This is a genomic window from Rhodoblastus sphagnicola (genome assembly GCF_002937075.1).
GTDB lineage: Bacteria > Pseudomonadota > Alphaproteobacteria > Rhizobiales > Beijerinckiaceae > Rhodoblastus > Rhodoblastus sphagnicola.
This window is the reverse complement of sequence record NZ_NHSJ01000123.1, coordinates 34,167-53,843: the sequence shown is the minus strand read 5'-3', so window position 1 is coordinate 53,843 and position 19,677 is coordinate 34,167. Positions and strand designations below refer to the sequence as shown.

Here is a 19,677-nt window from a genome sequence, read left to right as displayed (position 1 = left end):
GACTCCGGGAGGGTTACGCCTCGAAGGCGAGAATGAGGCCGGCGAGGCGCTCGGCAAGGACGAGGCGGCCGAATTTTTCCTCGAAGGCGAGGCCGGCGGCGCCGAAAAAGGCGCGGACAGCGTCGAGATCGGCGGCGAAGACGAGGGCGTCGGCGGTCAGGCCCGGATCCTTTGGATTTTGGGGATCTTGGGTGTCCGGGTCGCCGTAGAACTGGGTGAAGGCGGTGGGCGTCAGTATGTCCTGACGGGCGTTTTCGAGCTTGATTTCGATTCCGGCGGAGGTCGCGCGGATTTCGCGCTGGCCGGCGTCGCGGGCGCAAAATTCGGCCAGAGCGGCGGGATTTTCGCTCACCTTGACCAAAGCCGCAAGGCCGCGCGCGCCATTGCCGTGCGCGGCGCATTCGGCCGCCGGCGAGTTGCTGTCGGCGAACACGATGTGCGACACGCGCGGCGGCGGCGCTGTTTCGGCGCCCCGCAGGTAAATCGCGGCGGAACCCAGGGCGATGCGGCCGTCCCCAGCCGCGACGACAAATCCGAGCCGCGCCCAGGACTCGCGCGCCGCGTCCGGGTTCTGGCTCATGATCACCACGGAATTCAGGTATTTCGGCATTCAGGCGTCCGTCGGGCTGCGGTCGCCGCTTTATGATCCAGGCGGGGCCGCGCGTCCAGCCGCAAACACTTTGTCATAAAACCGAGACTTGCCGGCTCTATCGCGGGTTGAACCTGCATCCCTTTCCCGACGAGCGCCCATTGTCCTCGCCTCCGCCCGTGTTTCAAGCCTTGCTGCACTCCCTCGCCGGCCTGCGCGCCGCCCTGCGCAGCGAGCGCGCCTTCCGGCAGGAACTGGTCCTGCTTGTGGCCGCCGTTCCCTTGGCGCTGGTCCTTACCGGCGATCCCTTCCGCCGCGCCGCGCTGATCGCCAGCATTTTCGGCCTGATGAGCGTGGAACTGCTCAACACGGCGATCGAAAAACTGTGCGACCACGTCACCCCCGAGCGCAACGACCGAATCGAAGTCATCAAGGACATGGGCTCGGCGGCGGTTTTTTGCGCGCTTGTGCTGGCGGCGCTGCTTTGGGGGGCGACGCTGGTGGAGCGCCTGGGGTTTTGATCGAGGTTCAATCGTTCACATCCGTCGCCGCGAAATCATCGCCAACGTAAATCAGCTTGGCCTGAAAAAAACGCGCGGCGGCGTAGGAGAGGCAGTCGCCGAAATTCAGGCCGTGTCGGCCGGCGCCAAATTTTTCGCGCGCTGAAATCGCGATGGGCGTCATCTCCGGAACGATGGCGGCGACCTGCGCGCCGAGAACCTCGACAAGCTCCTGGATGAGGCGATGCGCTTCGCTCGGCGTCACCTCGCGAACGCGCACGAGCGCCAGCGCGGCTTCGAACACATTGACGCAAGTCGTCATCGGGGCATCAGCGGAAGCGATGGTGTCGGCCAGCTTTTCCCAGCCCGGCTCTTCCAGGCCGATGGCGACCAGCGCGCTGGTCTCGACCAAGAGCTTCACTCGCCCCATTCCCGGTCGAAGAAGGCCTTGTCCGCGCTCTCGCCCGTCTTGCGCGCCGCGCGCAAGCGCGCATGGACTGCGGCCAGACGCTCGGACACGGGCTGCTTCGCCTCATCGCGCGCCAACGCCTCCTCGCAAGCGGTTTTCACCGCCTCGGTCAAGGTAAGTTTGCGCGCTTGCGCCAACCGGCGCACCGCCTCCGTGGTTTCGGAACCCCTGATGTGCAGCGGCATGGCTCGCCCCGTCTACACAAGGAGATAGCATTGTCTACACCGCGCCTCAAGCAAGCGATCCCGCTTAAACCAGCCGGCTCTGCGCCTTGGCCGCCGCGATAAAGCTTGCGAACAACGGGTGCGGCTCGAACGGGCGCGACTTCAGCTCCGGGTGATACTGCACGCCAATAAACCAGGGGTGGTCGGCCAGCTCCACCGTTTCCGGCAGCAACCCGTCCGGCGAGGTTCCGGCGAAGAGCAGGCCGCAGGCCTCCAGCTTTTCCCGATACCCCATGTTGACTTCGTAGCGGTGGCGGTGGCGTTCGGAGATTTCGGTCTTGCCGTAAATCTCCGCGATTTTTGAACCCGGTTTCAGCTTCGCCGGATAGGCGCCGAGCCGCATGGTGCCGCCCATGTCGCCGCTCTTTTCGCGCTTTTGCAACTCGTTGCCCTTGAGCCATTCGGTCATCAGACCGACCAGCGGCTCCTTCGTCGGCCCGAATTCGCTGGAGCCGGCCTTTTCCATGCCCGCCAGCGAGCGCGCCGCCTCGATCACCGCCATCTGCATGCCAAAACAAATGCCGAAATACGGCACTTTGCGCTCGCGGGCGAAGCGCGCCGCCGCGATCTTGCCTTCGGAGCCGCGCTGGCCGAAGCCGCCGGGCACGAGAATGCCGTGAACGTGCTGGAGATAGGGCGCGGGATCCTGGTGCTCGAAAATTTCCGATTCGATCCAGTCGAGATGCACCTTGACCCGATTGGCCATGCCGCCGTGGGTCAGCGCCTCGGTCAGCGATTTATAGGCGTCGAGCATGCCAGTATATTTGCCGACCACGGCGATGGTGACGTCGCCCTCGGGATTGTGGATGGCGCGCGACACGGCCTGCCAGCGCGTCATGTCGAGGCGCGGCGCCGGGTCGATGCCGAACGCCGCCAGCACTTCGCGGTCCATGCCGGCGCCGTGATAGGCCAGCGGCACGTCATAGATCGAGGCGGCGTCGCGCGCCTCGATCACGGCGGATTCCCGCACATTGCAGAACAGGCCGAGTTTGCGGCGCTCCTCCACCGGAATTTCGCGATCACAGCGGCACAACAGGATGTTCGGCTGGATGCCGATCGAGCGCAATTCCTTGACCGAATGCTGCGTCGGCTTGGTCTTCACCTCGCCGGCGGAAGCGATATAGGGCAGCAAGGTCAGGTGGATGAAGCAGGTGTGGTTGCGCGGCAGGTCGTTGCCGAGCTGGCGAATCGCCTCCAGGAACGGCATGGCCTCGATGTCGCCCACCGTGCCGCCGATCTCCACCAGCACGAAATCGCAGCCTTCATTGCCGTCGAGCACGAACTCCTTGATGGCGTTGGTGACGTGGGGGATGACCTGCACCGTGCCGCCGAGATAATCGCCGCGCCGCTCCTTGGCGATAATGTCCTGGTAGATGCGGCCCGTGGTGACATTGTCCATGCGGTTGGCCGAGCGTCCGGTGAAACGCTCGTAATGGCCGAGGTCGAGATCGGTCTCCGCCCCATCGTCGGTGACGAAACACTCGCCGTGCTGGTAGGGCGACATGGTGCCGGGATCGACGTTGAGATAGGGGTCCAGCTTGCGCAGCCGAACGGAATACCCGCGCGCCTGCAACAGGGCGCCCAGCGCCGCGGAAGCCAGGCCCTTGCCCAGCGAGGACACCACGCCGCCGGTGATGAAAATGTACCGCGCCATGAAAGATCCTCACGTTTTTGGCGCGCGAAAAACATGAGTCTTTCGCGTCTCGCGCATTCTTCGATGGGGAGATTCGCTGCGGGCGAATCGCGGGGAATATTAGACGAGACTGCGCTGCGGGCATGTTACAACCCGCGCGGCATCCTCAACATTGTCGCGCACGCGGCAAAGAACCACGCGCGCAACCGCAACCTGCAAGCGCGTACACGACTTTATTGCGCCACCGCGACCCTGTTGCGTGCGTGGCGACGCCTTTACTACGTGCGTGGCGGCGCTTTTTTACTGCGTGCGTGGCGGCGCTTTTACTGCAAGCGTGGCGGCGCTTTTACTGCGTGCGTGGCGGCGCCTGCGCGGGTTCCGGAGCCGGGGGCGCGGGCGGCGTCTGGTCCAGTTTCTTCAACTGGTCGATCAGATTGCCGGATTGCGGCGCATCCTTCGGCGCTTCTCCCGCCGGCGCCGAGGCCGCAGGCTGCTCGAACACCGATTTCTGCGTCCGGGTGTAGCTGGCGAGAATGGTGAGGCCGAGACTGGTCGCGAAGAACAGGGTCGCGAGAATGGCGGTGGCTCGGGTCAGCAGATTGGCCTTGCCGCGCCCGGAAAAGAACGAGCCAGCCCCGCCGCCGCCGCCGATTCCCAGCGCGCCACCCTCGGAACGCTGCAACAGCACCGTCACGATCATGGCCACGACAATCAGCATGTGAATGACGATAAGAACCGTCTGCATGGTACATCCCAACGAGGCAAGCCGCCGGAGACTCGGACCCGGCGGCGGAATTTGTGGCGTCTTAGACCAAAATTCCGGACAAAGGAAGGGGAACCCCTCAAAAGGAAATGCTCGAACGTCATCTTGCGCCGCTCGCCGGAGCCGGCATCATGCGCAAGCACGTCACGGCCCGGCTCTCGGCTTATTTGTAGACGCCGGCGATCGCCAAAAAGTCCTTGGCCGTCAGGCTGGCGCCGCCGACCAGCGCGCCATTGACGTTTTCGACGCCCATCAATTCGGCCGCGTTGGACGGCTTGACCGAGCCGCCATAGAGAATGCGGACCTTTTCGCCCTCGCCCGGCAGCAGGTCGATCAGTTCATGGCGGATGAAGGCGTGGACTTCGGCGACATCCTCGATCGTGGGGGTAAGGCCGGTGCCGATGGCCCAGACCGGCTCATAGGCCACCACCAGGGTCGCGGCGGTGGCGCCGTGGGGCAGCGAGCCGGAGATCTGGGCGCCGACCACGGCGAGCGTCTGGCCGGCTTCGCGCTGGTCGCGGGTTTCGCCGACGCAGACAATCGCAATCAGGCCGGCGCGCAGGGCGGCTTCGGCCTTGGCGCGGACGGTTTCGTCGCTCTCGCCATGATCGGCGCGGCGTTCGGAATGGCCGACAATCACATAAGTCGCGCCGGCGTCCTTGAGCATTTCAGCCGAAATATCGCCGGTGTGGGCGCCGGAAGCGGCGGCGTGACAATCCTGTCCGCCAACGGGCATGCCGCCCGCCGCTTGAACGGCGGCGGCGACCAGCGTCGCCGGCGGGCAGATCAGCACTTCCGCGCGACCGGCCTCGCCCGCCTGAGCGGCGCGCGCGATCGCGGTCAACTCCGCCAGCGATGCGGCGAGACCGTTCATTTTCCAGTTTCCGGCGGCGAGCGGACGAATGTCTGTCATGGTCGGGACTCCCAAATTCTGCGGTTGCGATAGCAGAGGCGCGGCTTCTTGCCCAGAGGCGGCAAAACGCGCCGCGACAAAAGGCCGCTGGCTCGGAACTTGCTTCGTCGTCCCCAGGAGTTTTCCGGATGCGAAACCGGCCCGCCATATTGGCGCGTCCCCGTCATCCGCGCCACTGATCGCGCCCGTTTGTCGGGAAAGCTCCATCTTCGACATCGCCCAATGTTCGCGTGTCAATTTCGCGCGCGCGCCAGAATTCGCGCGCGCCAAGCGACAAAATTCCGCTACACTCCTGGATGGTTCAGGAAGGAGCGGGTCTTCGAAAGTCCTTCCATGACCGTCACCGAAACCTCCGCGTTGCAAGACCTCGACGCGCGACTGGTCAAGCCCACCCACAAGGGGCCGACCCATGTCGCCGGGCGCACCGCCTTTCGCGGCGACATCCTGCTGACCGACGCCGAATCGCCGGCGCTGACGGCGGCCATCGCCGCGGCCGAAAGCGGCCCCGGCCTGTCCTTTCTCGCGGGCCAATTGGAGAAATTCAGCCTGTTGCCGGTTCTGGTCGAGGCTTTCAACGGCGCCCTGGTCGCGGGCGGCAAATATTTCATCTATGTCGCCGACGTGAAGCGCGGCGACCGCTACCAGATCGCCTTTGGCGAGGCTTCGATCTACGTGCTGCCCTATGACGACGTCTCCGTCTATAACGAGTTGATCGACTTCTTTTATCTCGACAAGACCAAGCTGAAGAAGTTCGACACCGCCGCCAAGATCGACGCCCTGGCCGACGGCGCCGCCAAATATGACGAGAGTTTTCCCAAACTGACCTACGAGGAAGGCCTCGCCCGGCTCTGAACACGCGCGACCGGGTTCGCTCGGCAACCCGGTCGCCTTCGCAAACCTGCGTCCCGCCATCCGGGGCAATCGGGTAAACGCGTATAGCGGCGGCCAAGCTGGCGATCCCTTCTCCCCTTGCGGGAGAAGGTGGATCGCCGGCCGCCAGGCGGCGAGACGGATGAGGGGGCGCCAGCCGGAGAAAAACGCCTTTGTTCTTGCGTTTGCCCCCTCATCCGCTCCCTTCGGGGCCACCTTCTCCCGCAAGGGGAGAAGGAAACACGACCGTGCGCGCCCCTTTCATTATTCACCCGATTGCCCTGTCCCGCCGTCGCAAATGGATTGCGCGGGACGCGGCGCGTTTCTATAGTCCGGCGCCTTGCGCCACCCCCGGCGCCGAACAAGAGAGAAGCAATGCTCGACGGCCTGCGGATCATGTCGAAAAACTGGTTGGGGCGGACGATCCTCGCGGCCTTCGCCACCCTGATCGTCATCGGCTTCGGGTTTTTCGGCATTCGCGACGTATTCACCAATTTCCGCGCCGACCAGCTCGCGAGCATCGGCGCGACCACCATCGGGGCGACGCAATACCGCGCCGAATACCAGAACGAATTGCAGCGCCTGCAACGGCAGGCCCGGCGCGCCGTCACCAATGACGAGGCGCGGGCGCTCGGCCTCGACCGGCAGGTGCTGGCGCGGCTCCTCACCGATTCCGCGCTCGACCAGGACGCCGCCCGTCTCGGCCTGAGCCTGGCGGACGCCGAAGTCGCCAAGGCGATCAAGGCCGAAAAAATGTTCGCCGGCCCCGATGGCAAGTTCGACCAGTCGCGATTCGACATGATTCTGCGCGACAATGGCTACAATGAAGCCAGCTACCTGCGCGAGGAGCGCGCCACCGCCGTGCGCCGGCAACTCGGCGCGGCCATCGCCGGCGGTTTCAAGGTCCCCCACGCGATGCTGGAGGCGATCAACCGCTTCAACGCCGAGACGCGCAAGGCCGATTACTTCATCCTGCCGCCCGCCGACGCCAGCGCCCTGCCCGCGCCGGCCGAGCAGGCGATCAAGGAGTTCTACGAGCTGCGCAGGGACGCCTTTCGCAAGCCGGAATATCGCAAGGTGACGACGCTGACCGTCTCCGCCGAAACGCTGGCCAAGAGCCTGACCGTGTCCGACGCGGCGGCCAAAGCCGTCTATGACCGCGACGTCGCGCAAAAATACAGCACGCCGGAAAAACGCGCGCTGTCGCAATTGACCTTTTCCAGCAAGGAAGCGGCGGACAAGGCCCGCGCCCGCATCGATGACGGCGTGCTGTTCAAGACCGTGTCGCAGGACCCGCAGTCCGGCGGCGTGCCCGTCGATCTCGGCGAGGTGGCCAAGTCAGGCGTGTTCGATCCGGCCGTGGCCGACGCCGCCTTCAAGCCGACCGAGCCGGACGTGGTCGGTCCGGTGCAGGGCAAGTTCGGTTACGTCATCGTCAAGGTCGCCAGCATCACGCCCGGGACGACGCAGAGCTTCGACTCGGTCAAGGACGGAATCAAGGCCGAACTGGCCAAGACGCAGGTCAAGGGCGACGTGCAGAACAAGCACGACCGCATCGAGGATTTGCGCTCTTCGGGCAAGACCTTGACCCAGGCCGCGCAGGAGACCGGGCTGAGCGCGGACACCCTCGTCACCGACGCCTCCGGCGCCGGCAAGGACGGCGCCCCCCTCGGCGTCGCGCCCGAACTGGTCAAGGCGATCTTCGCCTCCGACGTCGGCGTGGACAATGATTCGGTGTCGCGCAAGGACGGCGGCTTCTCGTGGTTCGAGATCGCCGCCATCGAGCCGTCGCGCCAGCAGCCGCTGGATGAGGTCAAGGATCAGGTGGCCAAGGCGCTGAAAGACTCCGACGCGCAGAAGGCGCTCGCGGCCAAGGCCAACGAACTCGCCAGGAAAATCGACGGCGGCTCTGACATCGCCGACCTCGCCAAGGCCAATGGCGTCGCGCCGCGACAGGCCGCCAACGTACGCCGCGCCGGCGGCGAGGGGCTGACCGAAGCCGCCGTGGCGCAGATCTTCGCCCTGCCGGTGGGCGCGGCCGGGGTGGCGCTGGCCGATCAGGGCGGGCGCTATGTGCTGAAGGTGACGGATTCCACCACGCCGCCGCTGGACACCCGGGATCTCGGCCTCGCCCGCGCCCTGCCCCAGCTCGAAGCCGCCATGGCCGACGATCTGCTGGTGCAATATGTCGGCGGCCTGGAATCGCAACTGGGCGTAAAAATCAATCAGACGGCGCTGCGCGCGGCGCTCGGCTCGGACCAGTGAGGTTTCATGTTCAGCCCGGAATTCGACGTTTTCGCCAAGACCTATGAGAGTGGCGAACCGTCGCTGGTCAGCCTGAAACTGGTCGCCGATCTGGAAACCCCGGTTTCCGCCTTTCTCAAACTGTCGGCGGGCCGCGCCGGCGATGTGTTCCTGCTGGAATCGGTGGAAGGCGGCGCCGCGCGCGGCCGCTATTCCATGATCGGCCTCGATCCCGACGTGATCTTTCGCGTCAAGGACGGCACGGCCGAGATCAATCGCGACGCGTTGCGCAACCGCGACTCTTTCGTCCCCTGTCCGGAAAAGCCGCTCGACGCGCTGCGCGCCCTGCTCACCGAATCGGCCATCCCCGCCGCGCCGGGCCTGCCGCCGATGGCGGCCGGCGTGTTCGGCTATCTCGGCTATGACATGGTGCGCGAGATGGAGCGGCTGGCCTCGCCCAAGCCCGATCCGATCGGCACGCCCGACGCGCTGCTGGTGCGCCCGACCGTGATGGCCGTGTTCGATACGGTGCGCGACGAAGTCTGGCTGGTGACGCCAGTGCGCCCCAGCGCGGGCGGCGCCGCCCGCGCAGCTTACGAGAGCGCGCTGGAGCGGCTGGAGCAGGCGGTGGCGGCGCTGGAAAGCCCCATGCGCCACGAGACGCAGGCCGAGGACGCGCTGCTGTTGCAGTCGCACGCGCCGGTCTCCAACACGACCGAAGCGCGCTATCTCGCCATGGTCGAGCAGGCGAAAAGCTATATCCGCGCCGGCGACATTTTCCAGGTCGTGCTGTCGCAGCGCTTCACCTCGTCGTTCCAACTGCCGGCCTTCGCGCTCTATCGCGCGCTGCGCCGCGTCAATCCCGCGCCTTTCCTGTGCTATCTCGATTTCACCGATTTCCAGATCGTCTGCTCCAGCCCGGAGATTCTGGTGCGGGCGCGCGACGGCAAGGTCACCATCCGCCCGATCGCCGGCACCCGTCCGCGCGGCGCGACGCCGGAAGAGGACAACGCGCTGGCCGAGGAATTGCTGGCCGACCCCAAGGAGCGCGCCGAACATCTGATGCTGCTCGATCTCGGCCGCAACGATGTCGGCCGCGTGGCGGCGACCGGCACGGTCGAGGTGACGGAAAAATTCGTCATCGAGCGTTACAGCCATGTCATGCACATCGTCTCCAACGTGATCGGCGCGCTCGATCCGTCCAAGGACGTGATCGACGCGCTTTGCGGCGGCTTCCCCGCCGGGACTGTGTCGGGCGCGCCGAAAGTGCGGGCGATGGAGATCATCGACGAACTGGAGGCGGACAAGCGCGGCATTTACGCCGGCTGCATCGGCTATTTCGGCGCCAGCGGCGAGATGGACACCTGCATCGTGCTGCGCACCTCCGTGGTGAAGGACGGGTTCATGCACGTGCAGGCGGGCGCCGGCATCGTCTACGATTCCGACCCGAAAAGCGAACAGCAGGAATGCATCAACAAGTCCCGCGCGCTGTTCCGCGCGGCCGAAGAGGCGCTGCGCTTCGCGTCGAGCATTAAACGCGGGCAGTGACGGGAAGGCTTTCCTCCCGTATAGAAGCAAACGACGCCACGAACACGAGCCGTCAGGACCGGGCTTGTCCCGGTCCGCCATGCGGTTAGGTCAGAGGAATCCCCTGGAAGGTCCTGCCTCGTGAATTGGCGTAGGCCCGGCGCAATCCCCCGGATCAAGTCCGGGGCGCGCATGACGTCACCTTGTGCTGTAATCTCCCTTCCCGGGAACAGACAAATCCAGATCGGCTATTCCTTGACCCTGTCCACGATTCCCCCCGCCCTCGCCCGCGCGCTCGACGAACGCGATTACAAGAGCCTCACGCCGGTGCAGGAAGCCGTGCTGCGGCCCGACGCGGAGGGCCGCGACCTGCTGGTGTCCGCCCAGACCGGCTCCGGCAAGACCGTCGCCTTCGGCCTCGCCATGGCGGCCAACCTGCTCGGAGAGTCCGGCAAATTGCCGGAGCGCACGGCGCCCGCCGCCCTGGTGGTCGCGCCGACCCGCGAACTGGCGTTGCAGGTGGCCCACGAACTGACCTGGCTCTACGCCTATGCCGGGGCGCGCATCGTGTCCTGCGTCGGCGGCATGAACCCGCATTTCGAGCGCCGCGCGCTGGCGGGCGGCGCCGATATCGTGGTCGGCACGCCCGGACGGTTGCGCGACCATATCGAACGCCACGCGCTCGACCTGTCGCATATCGCCGCGATCGCCCTCGACGAGGCCGACGAAATGCTCGACATGGGTTTTCGCGAGGATCTCGAATTCATTCTCGGCTCCGCCCCGGAAGGTCGCCGCACCGTATTGTTTTCCGCCACCATGCCCAAGGGCGTCGCGGCGCTGGCCAAGAAATTCCAGCGCGACGCCCTGCGCCTTGAGGTGGTCGGCGCGGCGCGCGCCCATGCCGACATCGAATACCGCGCCGTGCGCGTCGATCCGCGCGAGATCGAAAAGGCCGTGGTCAATCTGCTGCGCTATTTTGATCCGCCGACCACCATCGTGTTCTGCAACACCCGCGACGCCTCGCGCCATTTGCAGGCGACCCTGCTGGAACGCGGCTTTTCCGCCGTGCTGCTGTCCGGCGAACTCGGCCAGCACGAGCGCAATCTCTCGATGCAGGCCTTGCGCGACGGCCGGGCGAAGGTTTGCGTCGCCACCGATGTCGCCGCGCGCGGCATCGACCTGCCCAGCGTCGGGCTGGTGGTTCACGCCGACTTCCCCCACGATGTCGAGGCGCTGAAACACCGCTCCGGCCGCACCGGCCGCGCGGGGCGAAAGGGCGTGTCCGCCCTGCTGATCCCGCCGAAGATGAACCGTCGCGCGGAAAACCTGTTCTCCGACGCGCAAGTGTTTCCGGTCTGGCAGATCGCGCCGGGACCGGAGGATATCGCGAAACTCGACCGCGTCCGCATCGCCGAAGACCCGGTATTTTCCCACGCTGGCGACGAGGAAGAGGTGGAGTTGGCCAACAGCCTGCTCGCGCAGCATGGCGCCGAAAAATGCGCGGCGGCGCTCGCCCGTTTCCTGTCGGCGCGCTGGCCGGCCGCCGAGGAACTCAAGGACCCCGGCTCCGCGCCGCCGCCGCGGGACAAGGAGCGCCGCGAGCCGCGCGCGCGCGTCGACATGACCGATTCGGTGTGGGTGCGGCTCGGCGTCGGCCGCGGCCAGCGCGCCGAGCCGAAATGGATCCTGCCCATGCTGTGCCGGAAGGGCGGCCTGAACCGCGAGGAAATCGGCGCGATCCGCATTTTCCAGGACGAGACCAAGGTCGAGATCGCCAGCGCCAAGGCGGAAGCTTTCCTGAAGGCGATGCGCCGGCCCGGCCCGGACAATATCCCGGTGGATCTGGCCAGCGCGCCCAGCGATCAGGAGCTTCAGGCCCGCGCGAAATCCCGCTTCGCCAAGAAACCCGACGGCGACAGAAAGCCCTACAGCGACAAGAAACCTCACGACGAAAAGAGCGCGGGCGACAGCAGGAAGAAAACCGGCAAGGTCTGACCGAACATCATGCCGCCGCGCGCATCGTGCTCTAGACACTTTGTTTTCGCATGATTTTTTCCAAAAACCGGTGTCCACTTTTTGGGATCATGCTCTAGATCGCGACGGCGAAATTCCGCGCGAACGGAATAAGAAATCCGAATGGATCATTCGGATTTCTTATGACAAGTCTCGCGGCAAGCGAGAGCACAAGAGTCTTCATCGTCGGCGTTCGGAAGCGCCTGAAAATTGAGGGAAATCCCATCCATTCTCACGCACGCCCTCTTGCCCGCAACTAGAAAGCTGGGCGACAACAAAGAAGATTGCGAAATTATGCGATTCGCATCATGTCCCAGTAACCCACATCACGCCCACTCCTCGATCTCCCTTTTCGAGACTTTCCAAGGTATTGGATGGCGTTCCTCCACGCGACAGTAGTGACAAAACGGGATCGGGCGAGCTAAAAACGCCATAATTTCGTCGGCGCTTATGTTGTCATGGATATTTATGCTGTTGCGGTCCGAAATAGAAATCGGAGCATTAAAGTAATCTTTCAATGTATATGCGTAAGCGGCCTGCGGACAGGTATAAATACGCCCATTTCGGAGGGTAAAATCTAAATTGGCGCCATAACAATTAATAAAGTTATTCAGATTCCTTTCAGGACTATGTCCGTTAGGCGCCACGTGCAAGTCAATATTTTGGGAAATCCACTGGACGTTCTCATCGGATAAAAGGACAGCAATGCCTTTATCCCGACAAATCCGAGCAAATTTATCATAATCTACCTTGATCGGATATCTTGACATGCGAAGAGAAATCTTGAATTTTTTCATGGACTCCCAGAACGCGTCGTCCATCTTCGATAGCAACAGCCCGTTGGTCAATATGTGGACCGGCGCGTTTGGAAAACAGGCTCTGGCAATTTCCATAAATGAATTGATTTCTTTGTGCAGCAACGGCTCGCCACCTAAAATTTCGATTAGCTCAGCCTCGCCACGAAACAAATGCGAGAGCCGTTCATAATCGCGCCTATATTCTTCAACACTAAGAAATTTTTCACTATGAAGATTTGAAAAGTGAGCGCATCCTGCGCAGTTCAGGTTACAGTGATCGACGATATGCGTTTGAAACCGGCCTATATTACGTGGTGTTAACTTCGTTAGTCTCCGCATTTGCACAGCTTCCGATTGCATTCGCTGATCAATATGCGCTCTTGTTGTGTTTAACTCGTTCTTTATTGTCGTTATTTCGACTTGCGCACCGGCCAGCTCATTCTTTGCGTTTATCAGGTCATTATGCGCAGTATGTAAATTGTTGCTTGTTGCCGTTAACTCATTTTTTGTAACATTTAGCTCATCTATTGTCGTCGCCAGCTCGTCCTTTGTCGTATTTAATTTAAATCTCGCGCCATCTCGCTCTCTATAAAGCCGAGAAACGAGGGGCAGGTTCTGCTTCAGGATTCGCTTCCAATACCCGCTACGCATGAATTCTTCTCCAATGCTGTCGATTTCATTTGGGGACTTCGGCGGCGGCCCCGCCTCAGCCATGGCCTCTGAAATGACCCCGCGCTCGGGGCGGCTTTAGCCGACTTCTTCATAAGCCGAGTCTCTCCCCCTGCTACGCCGAGGCGGAATCGCATATTTGACGTTCTTGAGGAACCGGCATGGAATCTTTTCCCACAATGGGCCACCAAGCACAACGAACGCTCAAAGGGAATTCATTCGAAACGGGCGCGCAAAGATTGCGAAGAACCCAAGGCAATTCTATATGCTTACTTGGACATGACGCCCATTCGCGACTCTCTCCGTTGGCAGCCTCCGGTAGGGACAGGCTAACTTTCCTCCGCTTCGCCTTCCGACGGATCGGGGGCGAAAGCCTCGCCGAGCGGTTCGTCGCCGAGCGGCTCCTCGTCGTCCATCAGGGCGGAATCGTCGCGCGGTTGCGGCACGCCGAACCCCTTTGGCAGGCGCCCGTCGAACAGGCCGGCCGCCTTCAAGTCATCGAGGCCCGGCAGGTCGGCGATCTGCTCCAGGCCGAAATGCAGCAGGAACTTGTCGGTCGTGCCAAAGGTCACGGGACGGCCGGGCGCGCGGCGGCGGCCGCGCAACCGCACCCAGCCGGTCTCCAGCAGCACGTCCATCGTGCCCTTGGACAGCGCGACGCCGCGGATATCCTCGATTTCCGCGCGGGTGGCGGGCTGGTGATAGGCGATGATCGCCAGGGTCTCCATGGCGGCGCGCGACAGTTTCTTCGGCTCGACCTGCTCGCGCTGCAACGCCCAGGCGAGGTCCGGCGCGGTGCGGAAAAACCATTTCTTCCCGACCCGGACGAGGTTTACGCCGCGCCCGAAATATTCGGCTTTCAGATAGGCCAGCGCCTTGGCGACATCGGCGCCCTCTGGCAGGCGCTTGGCCATTTCCTCTTCGCCGAGCGGTTCCTCCGCCGCGAAAACCAGCGCCTCGCACAGCCGCATATGCGCGCGCTGCGTCTCGCTCGGCGTTTCCCGGGCAAGGAGCGAGGCGGCGTCGGCCGCGCGTAGGTCGAAAAGGTGGTCCTGGTCGGGCATCTCAAGTCGTCTCGACGGTCGTAACCTATAACAGGCCGCCGAAAAGGCGCCCAGCGCCCTCGTCCTTCGAGACAGCCCTTCGGGCCCTCCTCGGGATGAGCGCTAATCCATTGATGGTCTCTATCGCCTCATTCGGCCGCCAGCGCGGGCGGCGGCTCCTCCTTGCGCCGCAGCCACAGCGGCCCGAACGTCCTGTCCTGACGCAGGTCGATCCGCCCCTCCTTGACCAGCTCCAGCGTCGCGGAAAAGGTCGAGGCGCGCACGGTGCGGGCCTGGGTCGGGCTGGTCACCCATTGAATCAGGAAATCGTCGAGCACGGTCCATTCCAGCGCCATGCCGAGAATGCGCTCCAGCGCCTCGCGCGCTTCCGCCAGCGACCAGACGACGCGCGTCTTGAACGAGACATGGGAAAGGGCCTGCTTCTGCCGCTGCCGGGCGTAGGCCGAGAGCAGGTCGTAGAGGCTGGCCTGGTAAAGCGGCGCGTTGACGACATCCAGCCCTTCCGGCGCGCCGCGCGCAAACAGGTCGCGGCCCATTTGCGGGCGCTCGCCCAGCAGCGCGGCGGCGGCGCGGATTTTTTGCAGGCGCTTCAGCCTTTGGGCGAGGTTGGCGGCCAATGAGGCGGCGTCGGGTTCTTCCGCCTTGGGCGGCGCCGGCAGCAGCAGGCGCGATTTCAAATAGGCCAGCCAGGCCGCCATCACCAGATAATCGGCGGCGAGTTCGAGCCGCACCTTCCGGGCCGCCTCGATGAAACGCAGATATTGATCGGCCAGCGCCAGCACGGAAATGCGCGCGAGATCGACTTTCTGGCGGCGGGCGAGATCGAGCAGCAGGTCGAGCGGACCTTCATAGCCGTCGAGATCGACGTGGAAAGCCTCATCCGGGTCTTCCCGCCGATCGTCCTCGAAATTTTGCCGCCCGTCCTTCTCCAACCCCATCGCGCTCCCTGAAGCGAATCATGCAGTTGAAGGGTGTGCGAAGCTGGCGCAAGCCGCAAGCGCGGAAAGGATTTGTTAAGAAGAGTCCACAGGAGAGAGCGGACACAACGCCCCGCTAAAAGCGAAATTTCCGAGACCCCTTCAACCTTGGGGCCGTCATGGCCGGGCTTGTCCCGGCCATCCACGCGGCGATAAAGCGCAAAACTCTCCGGAGACTTGGTCTCGCGGCACGGCGTGGATGCCCGGGACAAGCCCGGGCATGACGGAGGTGGGGTGTGACGGACGCTCTATGTAATGAGCGCCAGCGCGGCGAGTTTTCGCCGGGCCTCGGCCGCATCAAAATGCTGCAAACCGCGCACCCGCTCGCGCGCAACGAGCGCCCGCGCCTCCAAAACCCGCGCCAGCGCCTTGCCGGCAAGCTCCGGCGCCGCCTCGGCCACCGCCCGCGCCTCGGCGAGATCGCCGTTGCAATGCAGCGCCAGATCGAGGCCCGCTTCAAAGCATCTCTTTGTCCGCTCACGGAAATCGCCCGTCAGCGCCTTCATCGACAGGTCGTCGCTCATCAACAGCCCATCGAAAACGATTTTTTCGCGCACGACATGCTGGATGACCTTGCGCGACTGCGTCGCAGGCGCGTCGGGATCGAGCGCCTGATAGACCACATGGGCGGTCATGGCCGCCGGCAGGCCGGCATTGGCCGTGAACGGCGCGAAATCGCGCTCCAACTCGGCGCTGTCGGCCGAGACGACCGGCAATTCCAGATGGGAATCGGAAAAAGCGCGGCCGTGACCGGGAATGTGCTTCATCACCGGCATCACCCCGCCGCGCATCAAACCGCGCGCGGCCGCCGCGCCGAGGCGGGCGACATCGTGGGGATCGCGGGCATAGGCGCGGTCGCCGATCACGTCGTGCGCGCCTTCAATCGGCGTGTCGAGCACCGGCAGGCAATCGACGTCGATGCCGAGCGCCAGCAGATCCGCCGCCATCAGCCGGGCGGACAGTTCGGCCAGCGCCTCGCCGTCGGGCGCAAGGCCGAACCGCGCGGCGGCGGGATAAACAGGCCAATGCGGCTCCCGCAACCGCTGCACGCGCCCGCCCTCCTGATCGACCAGAACCGCCGCCTCCGCGCCCACGATGGAGCGGAAATCCGCCGTCAGGGCCGCGACCTGCGCCGGGCTTTCGACATTGCGGCGAAACAGGATCAGCCCCCAAGGCCGCGCTTCCGCGAAAAAAGCCCTCTCCTCCCCGGAGAGGGCCAGACCGGCGCAGCCGGCGATGAAGGCCTTGAACATCAGTTTCCGCAACCTCAGTTCTTGGCGGTGAAGCAGGCGCCGCCCTGCCCCTTGATGGCGTTGCACATGCTGTTGGCCGCTTCCTTGCTCATGTGGCCGACGCGGACACGATAGATGGTTTTGGCGCCGACTTGCGCCGAGACGAAGGTCGGATGACGGCCCTGCAACGCGGCGGCATATTTTTCGGCGTAGCGGCTGGCGGCGGCGCGGGCCTCCTCTTCCGTCGGGGCGCCGGCGAGTTGCACCGCCCAGTCGCCCGAAGCGGCAGGCGCCGCGGCGGCGGCGGGTTCCGGCTTGGCCTTGGGCTTGGCCTGCAAGGCGGCCTCGGTGGTCGAGGGCGCGCGCGGCGGCGCCGGCCGCGCCACGGGAATGGGCGGAGCGGCGCCCGGACCGCCAGCGGCCAGCGTGGGCAGGGTGCTGCGCGGCTTGGCGTCGGCCGCGTTGAGCAGGCTGCCGTCGGCGCGGATGGAGACGGTCTTGACCTTCTTGGGCGCCATCGGCGGCGCCTCGCCCCCCTGCTGCGGCCCAGCCGAACCGGACGTAGCAGAACTTGGCGCGGCGGAACCTGGCGCGGGCGGCGCGGGCGTGGCGATGGCGGCGGCGGACGTGGCCTGGGCCTGTTTGGCGGCGACCGTGAGGTCGGCGGCCTGCTCGCTCTTGCTCACCACCTTGGCCGGCGCATTGTCGTCCTTGCGGTCGAACAGGGCTTGGCCCGAACCGTTGGCGGCGCTTTCCTGGACGGCCGGCTTGACCTTGGCGGGATCGCTGTCGGCCTGGATCGTGACGACCTCGCCGGAGGACGAGCCCTTCTTGAGCGCCAGCCCGCCCGCGAACAGCGCGACGCCGCCGACCAGCACCGCCGCCATGGCGTACATCACCTTGCGGCGGCCGATGCCCGGACGCGGCGCCTGTTGCGCGAAGGCATGGGTGTCGGGCGCGAATTCCGGCGCCTGCGACGCCCAGGGCGCATCGACGCGAGGCGGCTCCTCGACCCAATGCGGGTCGGATTCGGCGGCGAAATGGTCCGCGCGCCGCGCCGGTTCGGCCTGTCCGAAATAAGGCTCGTGCGGCGCCTGCACCGGCGGCGCCCCTTCGGACACGGCCTTCTGGGCGCGAAACAGAGCCTCGAACGGATCCTGGCGGCCCTCGCCGGCGCCGCCGACGAGGCGGGCCAGTTCGGCGAGGGGATCGGGCGCGCTCGCCGCAGGCTGGCGCGACTGGGGCATCGGCGCGGCGGCGCGCAGACGGCGTTCGAACTCGTCGAGATCGAGTTCGGGACGATATTTGGCGGCGGACTCACCCATGACCAACCCTCGCAAAAAGGTAGAAGGCGGGAGGAGAGGCGACGCTTTACGTCAGCGCATCTCGTCCGGCGCGTTCACACCCAGAACAGATAGACCAGAGGCCAGGACGATCATTAACCCTGTCACAAGAGCCAGCCTGGCGCAGCTCAACTCTCCACTATCTTGATTAACAAAGCGTAATTGAGGCTGATCCTTGCCACGGTTCCAATGAGAATGGAACAATGACGCGAGGTCGTGCAGGTAAAACGCCAGTCGATGCGGTTCGTGGGCGCTGGCGGCCGCCTCGATGACACGTGGATATTGCGCCAGATGTTTGATCAAAGCTTGCTCGCCCTCGTCGTCCAGCAAGGCTAGGTCCGCCCGCGCCAGCGCCGCCGGCGACAGGTCGATCGCCGGGAAAGTCGCCAGCGCCTGCCGCAGCACCGAATGGGCGCGGGCATGGGCATATTGCACGTAAAAGACCGGATTGTCCTTGCTCTGTTCGATCACTTTGGCGAGATCGAAGTCGAGCGGCGCGTCGTTCTTGCGCATCAGCATGATGAAGCGCACCGCGTCCACGCCGACCTCGTCCACCACCTCGCGCAGCGTGACGAAGTCGCCCGAGCGCTTGGACATTTTCACCGGCTCGCCGTCGCGCATCAGCTTGACCATCTGGCACAGTTTGACGTCGAGCGCGCAGGTTCCCCCGGACAGGGCCTCGACCGCCGCGCTCATGCGCTTGACATAGCCGCCGTGGTCGGCGCCCCAGACGTCCACCAGCACATCGTATCCCGCCTCTATCTTCTTGCGATGATAGGCAATGTCCGAGGCGAAATAGGTGAAGGCCCCGTCGGATTTTTTCAGCGCGCGATCGACGTCGTCGCCGAACTGCGTCGAGCGGAACAGGGTCTGCTCGCGGTCCTCCCAATCGTCGGGAAGCTGACCCTTTGGCGGAGGTAATCTTCCTTCGTAGATCAAGCCCTTGGAACGTAGTTCCTCAAGCGCCGCCTCAACATCGGAGACGCCGTTTTTCTTCACGTGCAGGCTGCGTTCGGAGAAGAACACCTCATGGGTGATGTTGAGCGCGGCGAGGTCGTCGCGGATCAGCGCCATCATGGCGTCGATGGCGGCGTCGCGCACCTGCGGCAACCAGTCCGCCTCGGGCTTGTCCTTGAGGCTCTCGCCATGCTTGTCCGCCAGCGCGACGCCGACCGGCTTCAGATAATCGCCGGGATAGAGGCCCTCGGGAATCGTCACCGTCTCGCCCAGCGCCTCGCGGTAGCGCAAAAAAGCCGAGCGCGCCAGAACGTCCACCTGCGCGCCGGCGTCGTTGATGTAATATTCGCGCGTCACCTTCGAGCCGGCGAAATCGATCAGGCTGGCCAGGGCGTCGCCGAACACGGCGCCGCGACCGTGGCCGACATGCATCGGGCCGGTGGGATTGGCGGAGACATATTCGACATTGACCCTACGCGCCTTGGCGCGGCCGGCGGCGCCGCGGCCGAACTCCGCCCCTTGCGCCAGCACGGCGCCCAGAACCTTGCCGTAAACGGCCGGCTTGAGCCGGATGTTGAGAAAGCCGGGACCGGCGACCTCGGCCTGGTCCACATCGTCGCAATCGACCAGAGCGGCGGCGAGTTCGGTCGCGAGCTGGCGCGGATTGTGGAAGAACGCCTTCGCATCCTTGGCGAACACCATGGCGGCGTTGCAGGCGAGATCGCCCATGCTGGCGTCGCGCGGCGGTTCGACCACGAAGCGCGCGGGATCAAGGGCCTGCGGCAGGCGCCCCTGTTCACCCATGGTCTTGAGCAGATCGGCGATTCGGGCGTGAAAGTCAGCGAAAATGTTCATGATTGCTCGGTTAGGACAAATCCGCCGCCCCGTAAAGA

At 64.6% G+C, this 19,677-nt stretch carries 17 protein-coding genes; 5 read left to right on the top strand and 12 right to left on the bottom strand.

Going from position 1 to position 19,677, the window contains the following annotated elements; genetic code table 11:
* Positions 1–13: 13 nt before the first annotated feature.
* On the bottom strand, positions 14–610 hold the full coding sequence (locus tag CCR94_RS20050; protein ID WP_104509597.1) for a hypothetical protein: 597 nt from the start codon (positions 608–610) through the stop codon (positions 14–16).
* 140 nt (positions 611–750) lie between these two features.
* Here CCR94_RS20050 and CCR94_RS20045 point away from each other — a divergent pair, with 140 nt between their 5' ends.
* Positions 751–1,110, top strand: a complete 360-nt coding sequence (locus CCR94_RS20045) for a diacylglycerol kinase (protein ID WP_244594154.1) — start codon at positions 751–753, stop codon at positions 1,108–1,110.
* A gap of 7 nt (positions 1,111–1,117) precedes the next feature.
* Here the strand turns inward: CCR94_RS20045 and CCR94_RS20040 are convergent, their stop codons facing one another.
* The 5 genes from CCR94_RS20040 to tpiA form a co-directional block, all read right to left on the bottom strand.
* Complete coding sequence (locus CCR94_RS20040; protein ID WP_158254849.1) at positions 1,118–1,510, bottom strand: type II toxin-antitoxin system VapC family toxin; 393 nt, start codon at positions 1,508–1,510, stop codon at positions 1,118–1,120.
* Positions 1,507–1,743 carry a type II toxin-antitoxin system VapB family antitoxin gene (locus tag CCR94_RS20035; RefSeq protein WP_104509594.1) on the bottom strand — a complete coding sequence of 79 codons (237 nt, stop codon included), beginning with the start codon at positions 1,741–1,743 and terminating at the stop codon, positions 1,507–1,509. Before CCR94_RS20035 ends, CCR94_RS20040 begins: the two co-directional genes overlap by 4 nt.
* A 64-nt stretch (positions 1,744–1,807) precedes the next feature.
* Positions 1,808–3,436, bottom strand: coding sequence for a CTP synthase (locus tag CCR94_RS20030; RefSeq protein WP_104509593.1), 1,629 nt, complete (start codon positions 3,434–3,436; stop codon positions 1,808–1,810).
* 325 nt (positions 3,437–3,761) lie between these two features.
* Positions 3,762–4,160 carry a preprotein translocase subunit SecG gene (gene secG / locus CCR94_RS20025; protein ID WP_104509592.1) on the bottom strand — a complete coding sequence of 133 codons (399 nt, stop codon included), beginning with the start codon at positions 4,158–4,160 and terminating at the stop codon, positions 3,762–3,764.
* Between the two features lie 181 nt (positions 4,161–4,341).
* Complete coding sequence (gene tpiA / locus CCR94_RS20020) at positions 4,342–5,091, bottom strand: triose-phosphate isomerase (protein WP_104509621.1); 750 nt, start codon at positions 5,089–5,091, stop codon at positions 4,342–4,344.
* A 333-nt stretch (positions 5,092–5,424) separates the two neighbouring features.
* Between tpiA and CCR94_RS20015 the strand changes: the two genes are divergently transcribed.
* From CCR94_RS20015 to CCR94_RS20000, 4 genes are all read left to right on the top strand, one after another.
* A complete protein-coding gene (locus CCR94_RS20015; RefSeq protein ID WP_104509591.1) occupies positions 5,425–5,943 on the top strand; it encodes a hypothetical protein in 519 nt (172 codons plus the stop codon).
* Between the two features lie 393 nt (positions 5,944–6,336).
* Positions 6,337–8,226 (top strand): SurA N-terminal domain-containing protein, encoded by a 1,890-nt coding sequence (locus tag CCR94_RS20010; RefSeq protein WP_104509590.1) that lies wholly within the window; start codon positions 6,337–6,339, stop codon positions 8,224–8,226.
* A gap of 6 nt (positions 8,227–8,232) precedes the next feature.
* Entirely contained in the window at positions 8,233–9,753 is a 1,521-nt protein-coding gene (gene trpE, locus CCR94_RS20005) for an anthranilate synthase component I (protein WP_104509589.1), read from the top strand.
* 234 nt (positions 9,754–9,987) lie between these two features.
* On the top strand, positions 9,988–11,727 hold the full coding sequence (locus tag CCR94_RS20000; protein ID WP_244594153.1) for a DEAD/DEAH box helicase: 1,740 nt from the start codon (positions 9,988–9,990) through the stop codon (positions 11,725–11,727).
* A gap of 344 nt (positions 11,728–12,071) precedes the next feature.
* Here the strand turns inward: CCR94_RS20000 and CCR94_RS19990 are convergent, their stop codons facing one another.
* The 6 genes from CCR94_RS19990 to argS all read right to left on the bottom strand — a co-directional run bounded on the left by CCR94_RS19990 (position 12,072) and on the right by argS (position 19,639).
* The gene (locus CCR94_RS19990) at positions 12,072–13,256 is read right to left on the bottom strand and encodes a radical SAM protein (protein ID WP_104509586.1); all 1,185 of its coding nucleotides are present in this window, start codon (positions 13,254–13,256) and stop codon (positions 12,072–12,074) included.
* Between the two features lie 284 nt (positions 13,257–13,540).
* On the bottom strand, positions 13,541–14,275 hold the full coding sequence (gene scpB, locus CCR94_RS19985; RefSeq protein WP_104509585.1) for an SMC-Scp complex subunit ScpB: 735 nt from the start codon (positions 14,273–14,275) through the stop codon (positions 13,541–13,543).
* Positions 14,276–14,403: 128 nt separating this feature from the next.
* On the bottom strand, positions 14,404–15,213 hold the full coding sequence (locus CCR94_RS19980; protein WP_104509584.1) for a segregation and condensation protein A: 810 nt from the start codon (positions 15,211–15,213) through the stop codon (positions 14,404–14,406).
* 287 nt (positions 15,214–15,500) lie between these two features.
* Positions 15,501–16,505 carry a beta-N-acetylhexosaminidase gene (nagZ, locus tag CCR94_RS19975; protein WP_104509583.1) on the bottom strand — a complete coding sequence of 335 codons (1,005 nt, stop codon included), beginning with the start codon at positions 16,503–16,505 and terminating at the stop codon, positions 15,501–15,503.
* Positions 16,506–16,519: 14 nt separating this feature from the next.
* A complete protein-coding gene (locus CCR94_RS19970) occupies positions 16,520–17,809 on the bottom strand; it encodes an SPOR domain-containing protein (protein ID WP_104509582.1) in 1,290 nt (429 codons plus the stop codon).
* A 51-nt stretch (positions 17,810–17,860) separates the two neighbouring features.
* Positions 17,861–19,639 (bottom strand): arginine--tRNA ligase, encoded by a 1,779-nt coding sequence (argS, locus tag CCR94_RS19965; RefSeq protein ID WP_104509581.1) that lies wholly within the window; start codon positions 19,637–19,639, stop codon positions 17,861–17,863.
* Positions 19,640–19,677: the final 38 nt, after the last annotated feature.

What these genes read in the sequence shown, in the direction of transcription:
- CCR94_RS20050 (WP_104509597.1), bottom strand. Translation starts at nt 610, where the DNA reads ATGCCGAAATACCTGAATTCCGTGGTGATCATGAGCCAGAACCCGGAC.
- CCR94_RS20035 (WP_104509594.1), bottom strand. Translation starts at nt 1,743, where the DNA reads ATGCCGCTGCACATCAGGGGTTCCGAAACCACGGAGGCGGTGCGCCGG.
- CCR94_RS20030 (WP_104509593.1), bottom strand. Translation starts at nt 3,436, where the DNA reads ATGGCGCGGTACATTTTCATCACCGGCGGCGTGGTGTCCTCGCTGGGC.
- secG (WP_104509592.1), bottom strand. Translation starts at nt 4,160, where the DNA reads ATGCAGACGGTTCTTATCGTCATTCACATGCTGATTGTCGTGGCCATG.
- tpiA (WP_104509621.1), bottom strand. Translation starts at nt 5,091, where the DNA reads ATGACAGACATTCGTCCGCTCGCCGCCGGAAACTGGAAAATGAACGGT.
- CCR94_RS20015 (WP_104509591.1), top strand. Translation starts at nt 5,425, where the DNA reads ATGACCGTCACCGAAACCTCCGCGTTGCAAGACCTCGACGCGCGACTG.
- CCR94_RS20010 (WP_104509590.1), top strand. Translation starts at nt 6,337, where the DNA reads ATGCTCGACGGCCTGCGGATCATGTCGAAAAACTGGTTGGGGCGGACG.
- trpE (WP_104509589.1), top strand. Translation starts at nt 8,233, where the DNA reads ATGTTCAGCCCGGAATTCGACGTTTTCGCCAAGACCTATGAGAGTGGC.
- CCR94_RS19990 (WP_104509586.1), bottom strand. Translation starts at nt 13,256, where the DNA reads ATGGCTGAGGCGGGGCCGCCGCCGAAGTCCCCAAATGAAATCGACAGC.
- scpB (WP_104509585.1), bottom strand. Translation starts at nt 14,275, where the DNA reads ATGCCCGACCAGGACCACCTTTTCGACCTACGCGCGGCCGACGCCGCC.
- CCR94_RS19980 (WP_104509584.1), bottom strand. Translation starts at nt 15,213, where the DNA reads ATGGGGTTGGAGAAGGACGGGCGGCAAAATTTCGAGGACGATCGGCGG.
- nagZ (WP_104509583.1), bottom strand. Translation starts at nt 16,505, where the DNA reads ATGTTCAAGGCCTTCATCGCCGGCTGCGCCGGTCTGGCCCTCTCCGGG.
- CCR94_RS19970 (WP_104509582.1), bottom strand. Translation starts at nt 17,809, where the DNA reads ATGGGTGAGTCCGCCGCCAAATATCGTCCCGAACTCGATCTCGACGAG.
- argS (WP_104509581.1), bottom strand. Translation starts at nt 19,639, where the DNA reads ATGAACATTTTCGCTGACTTTCACGCCCGAATCGCCGATCTGCTCAAG.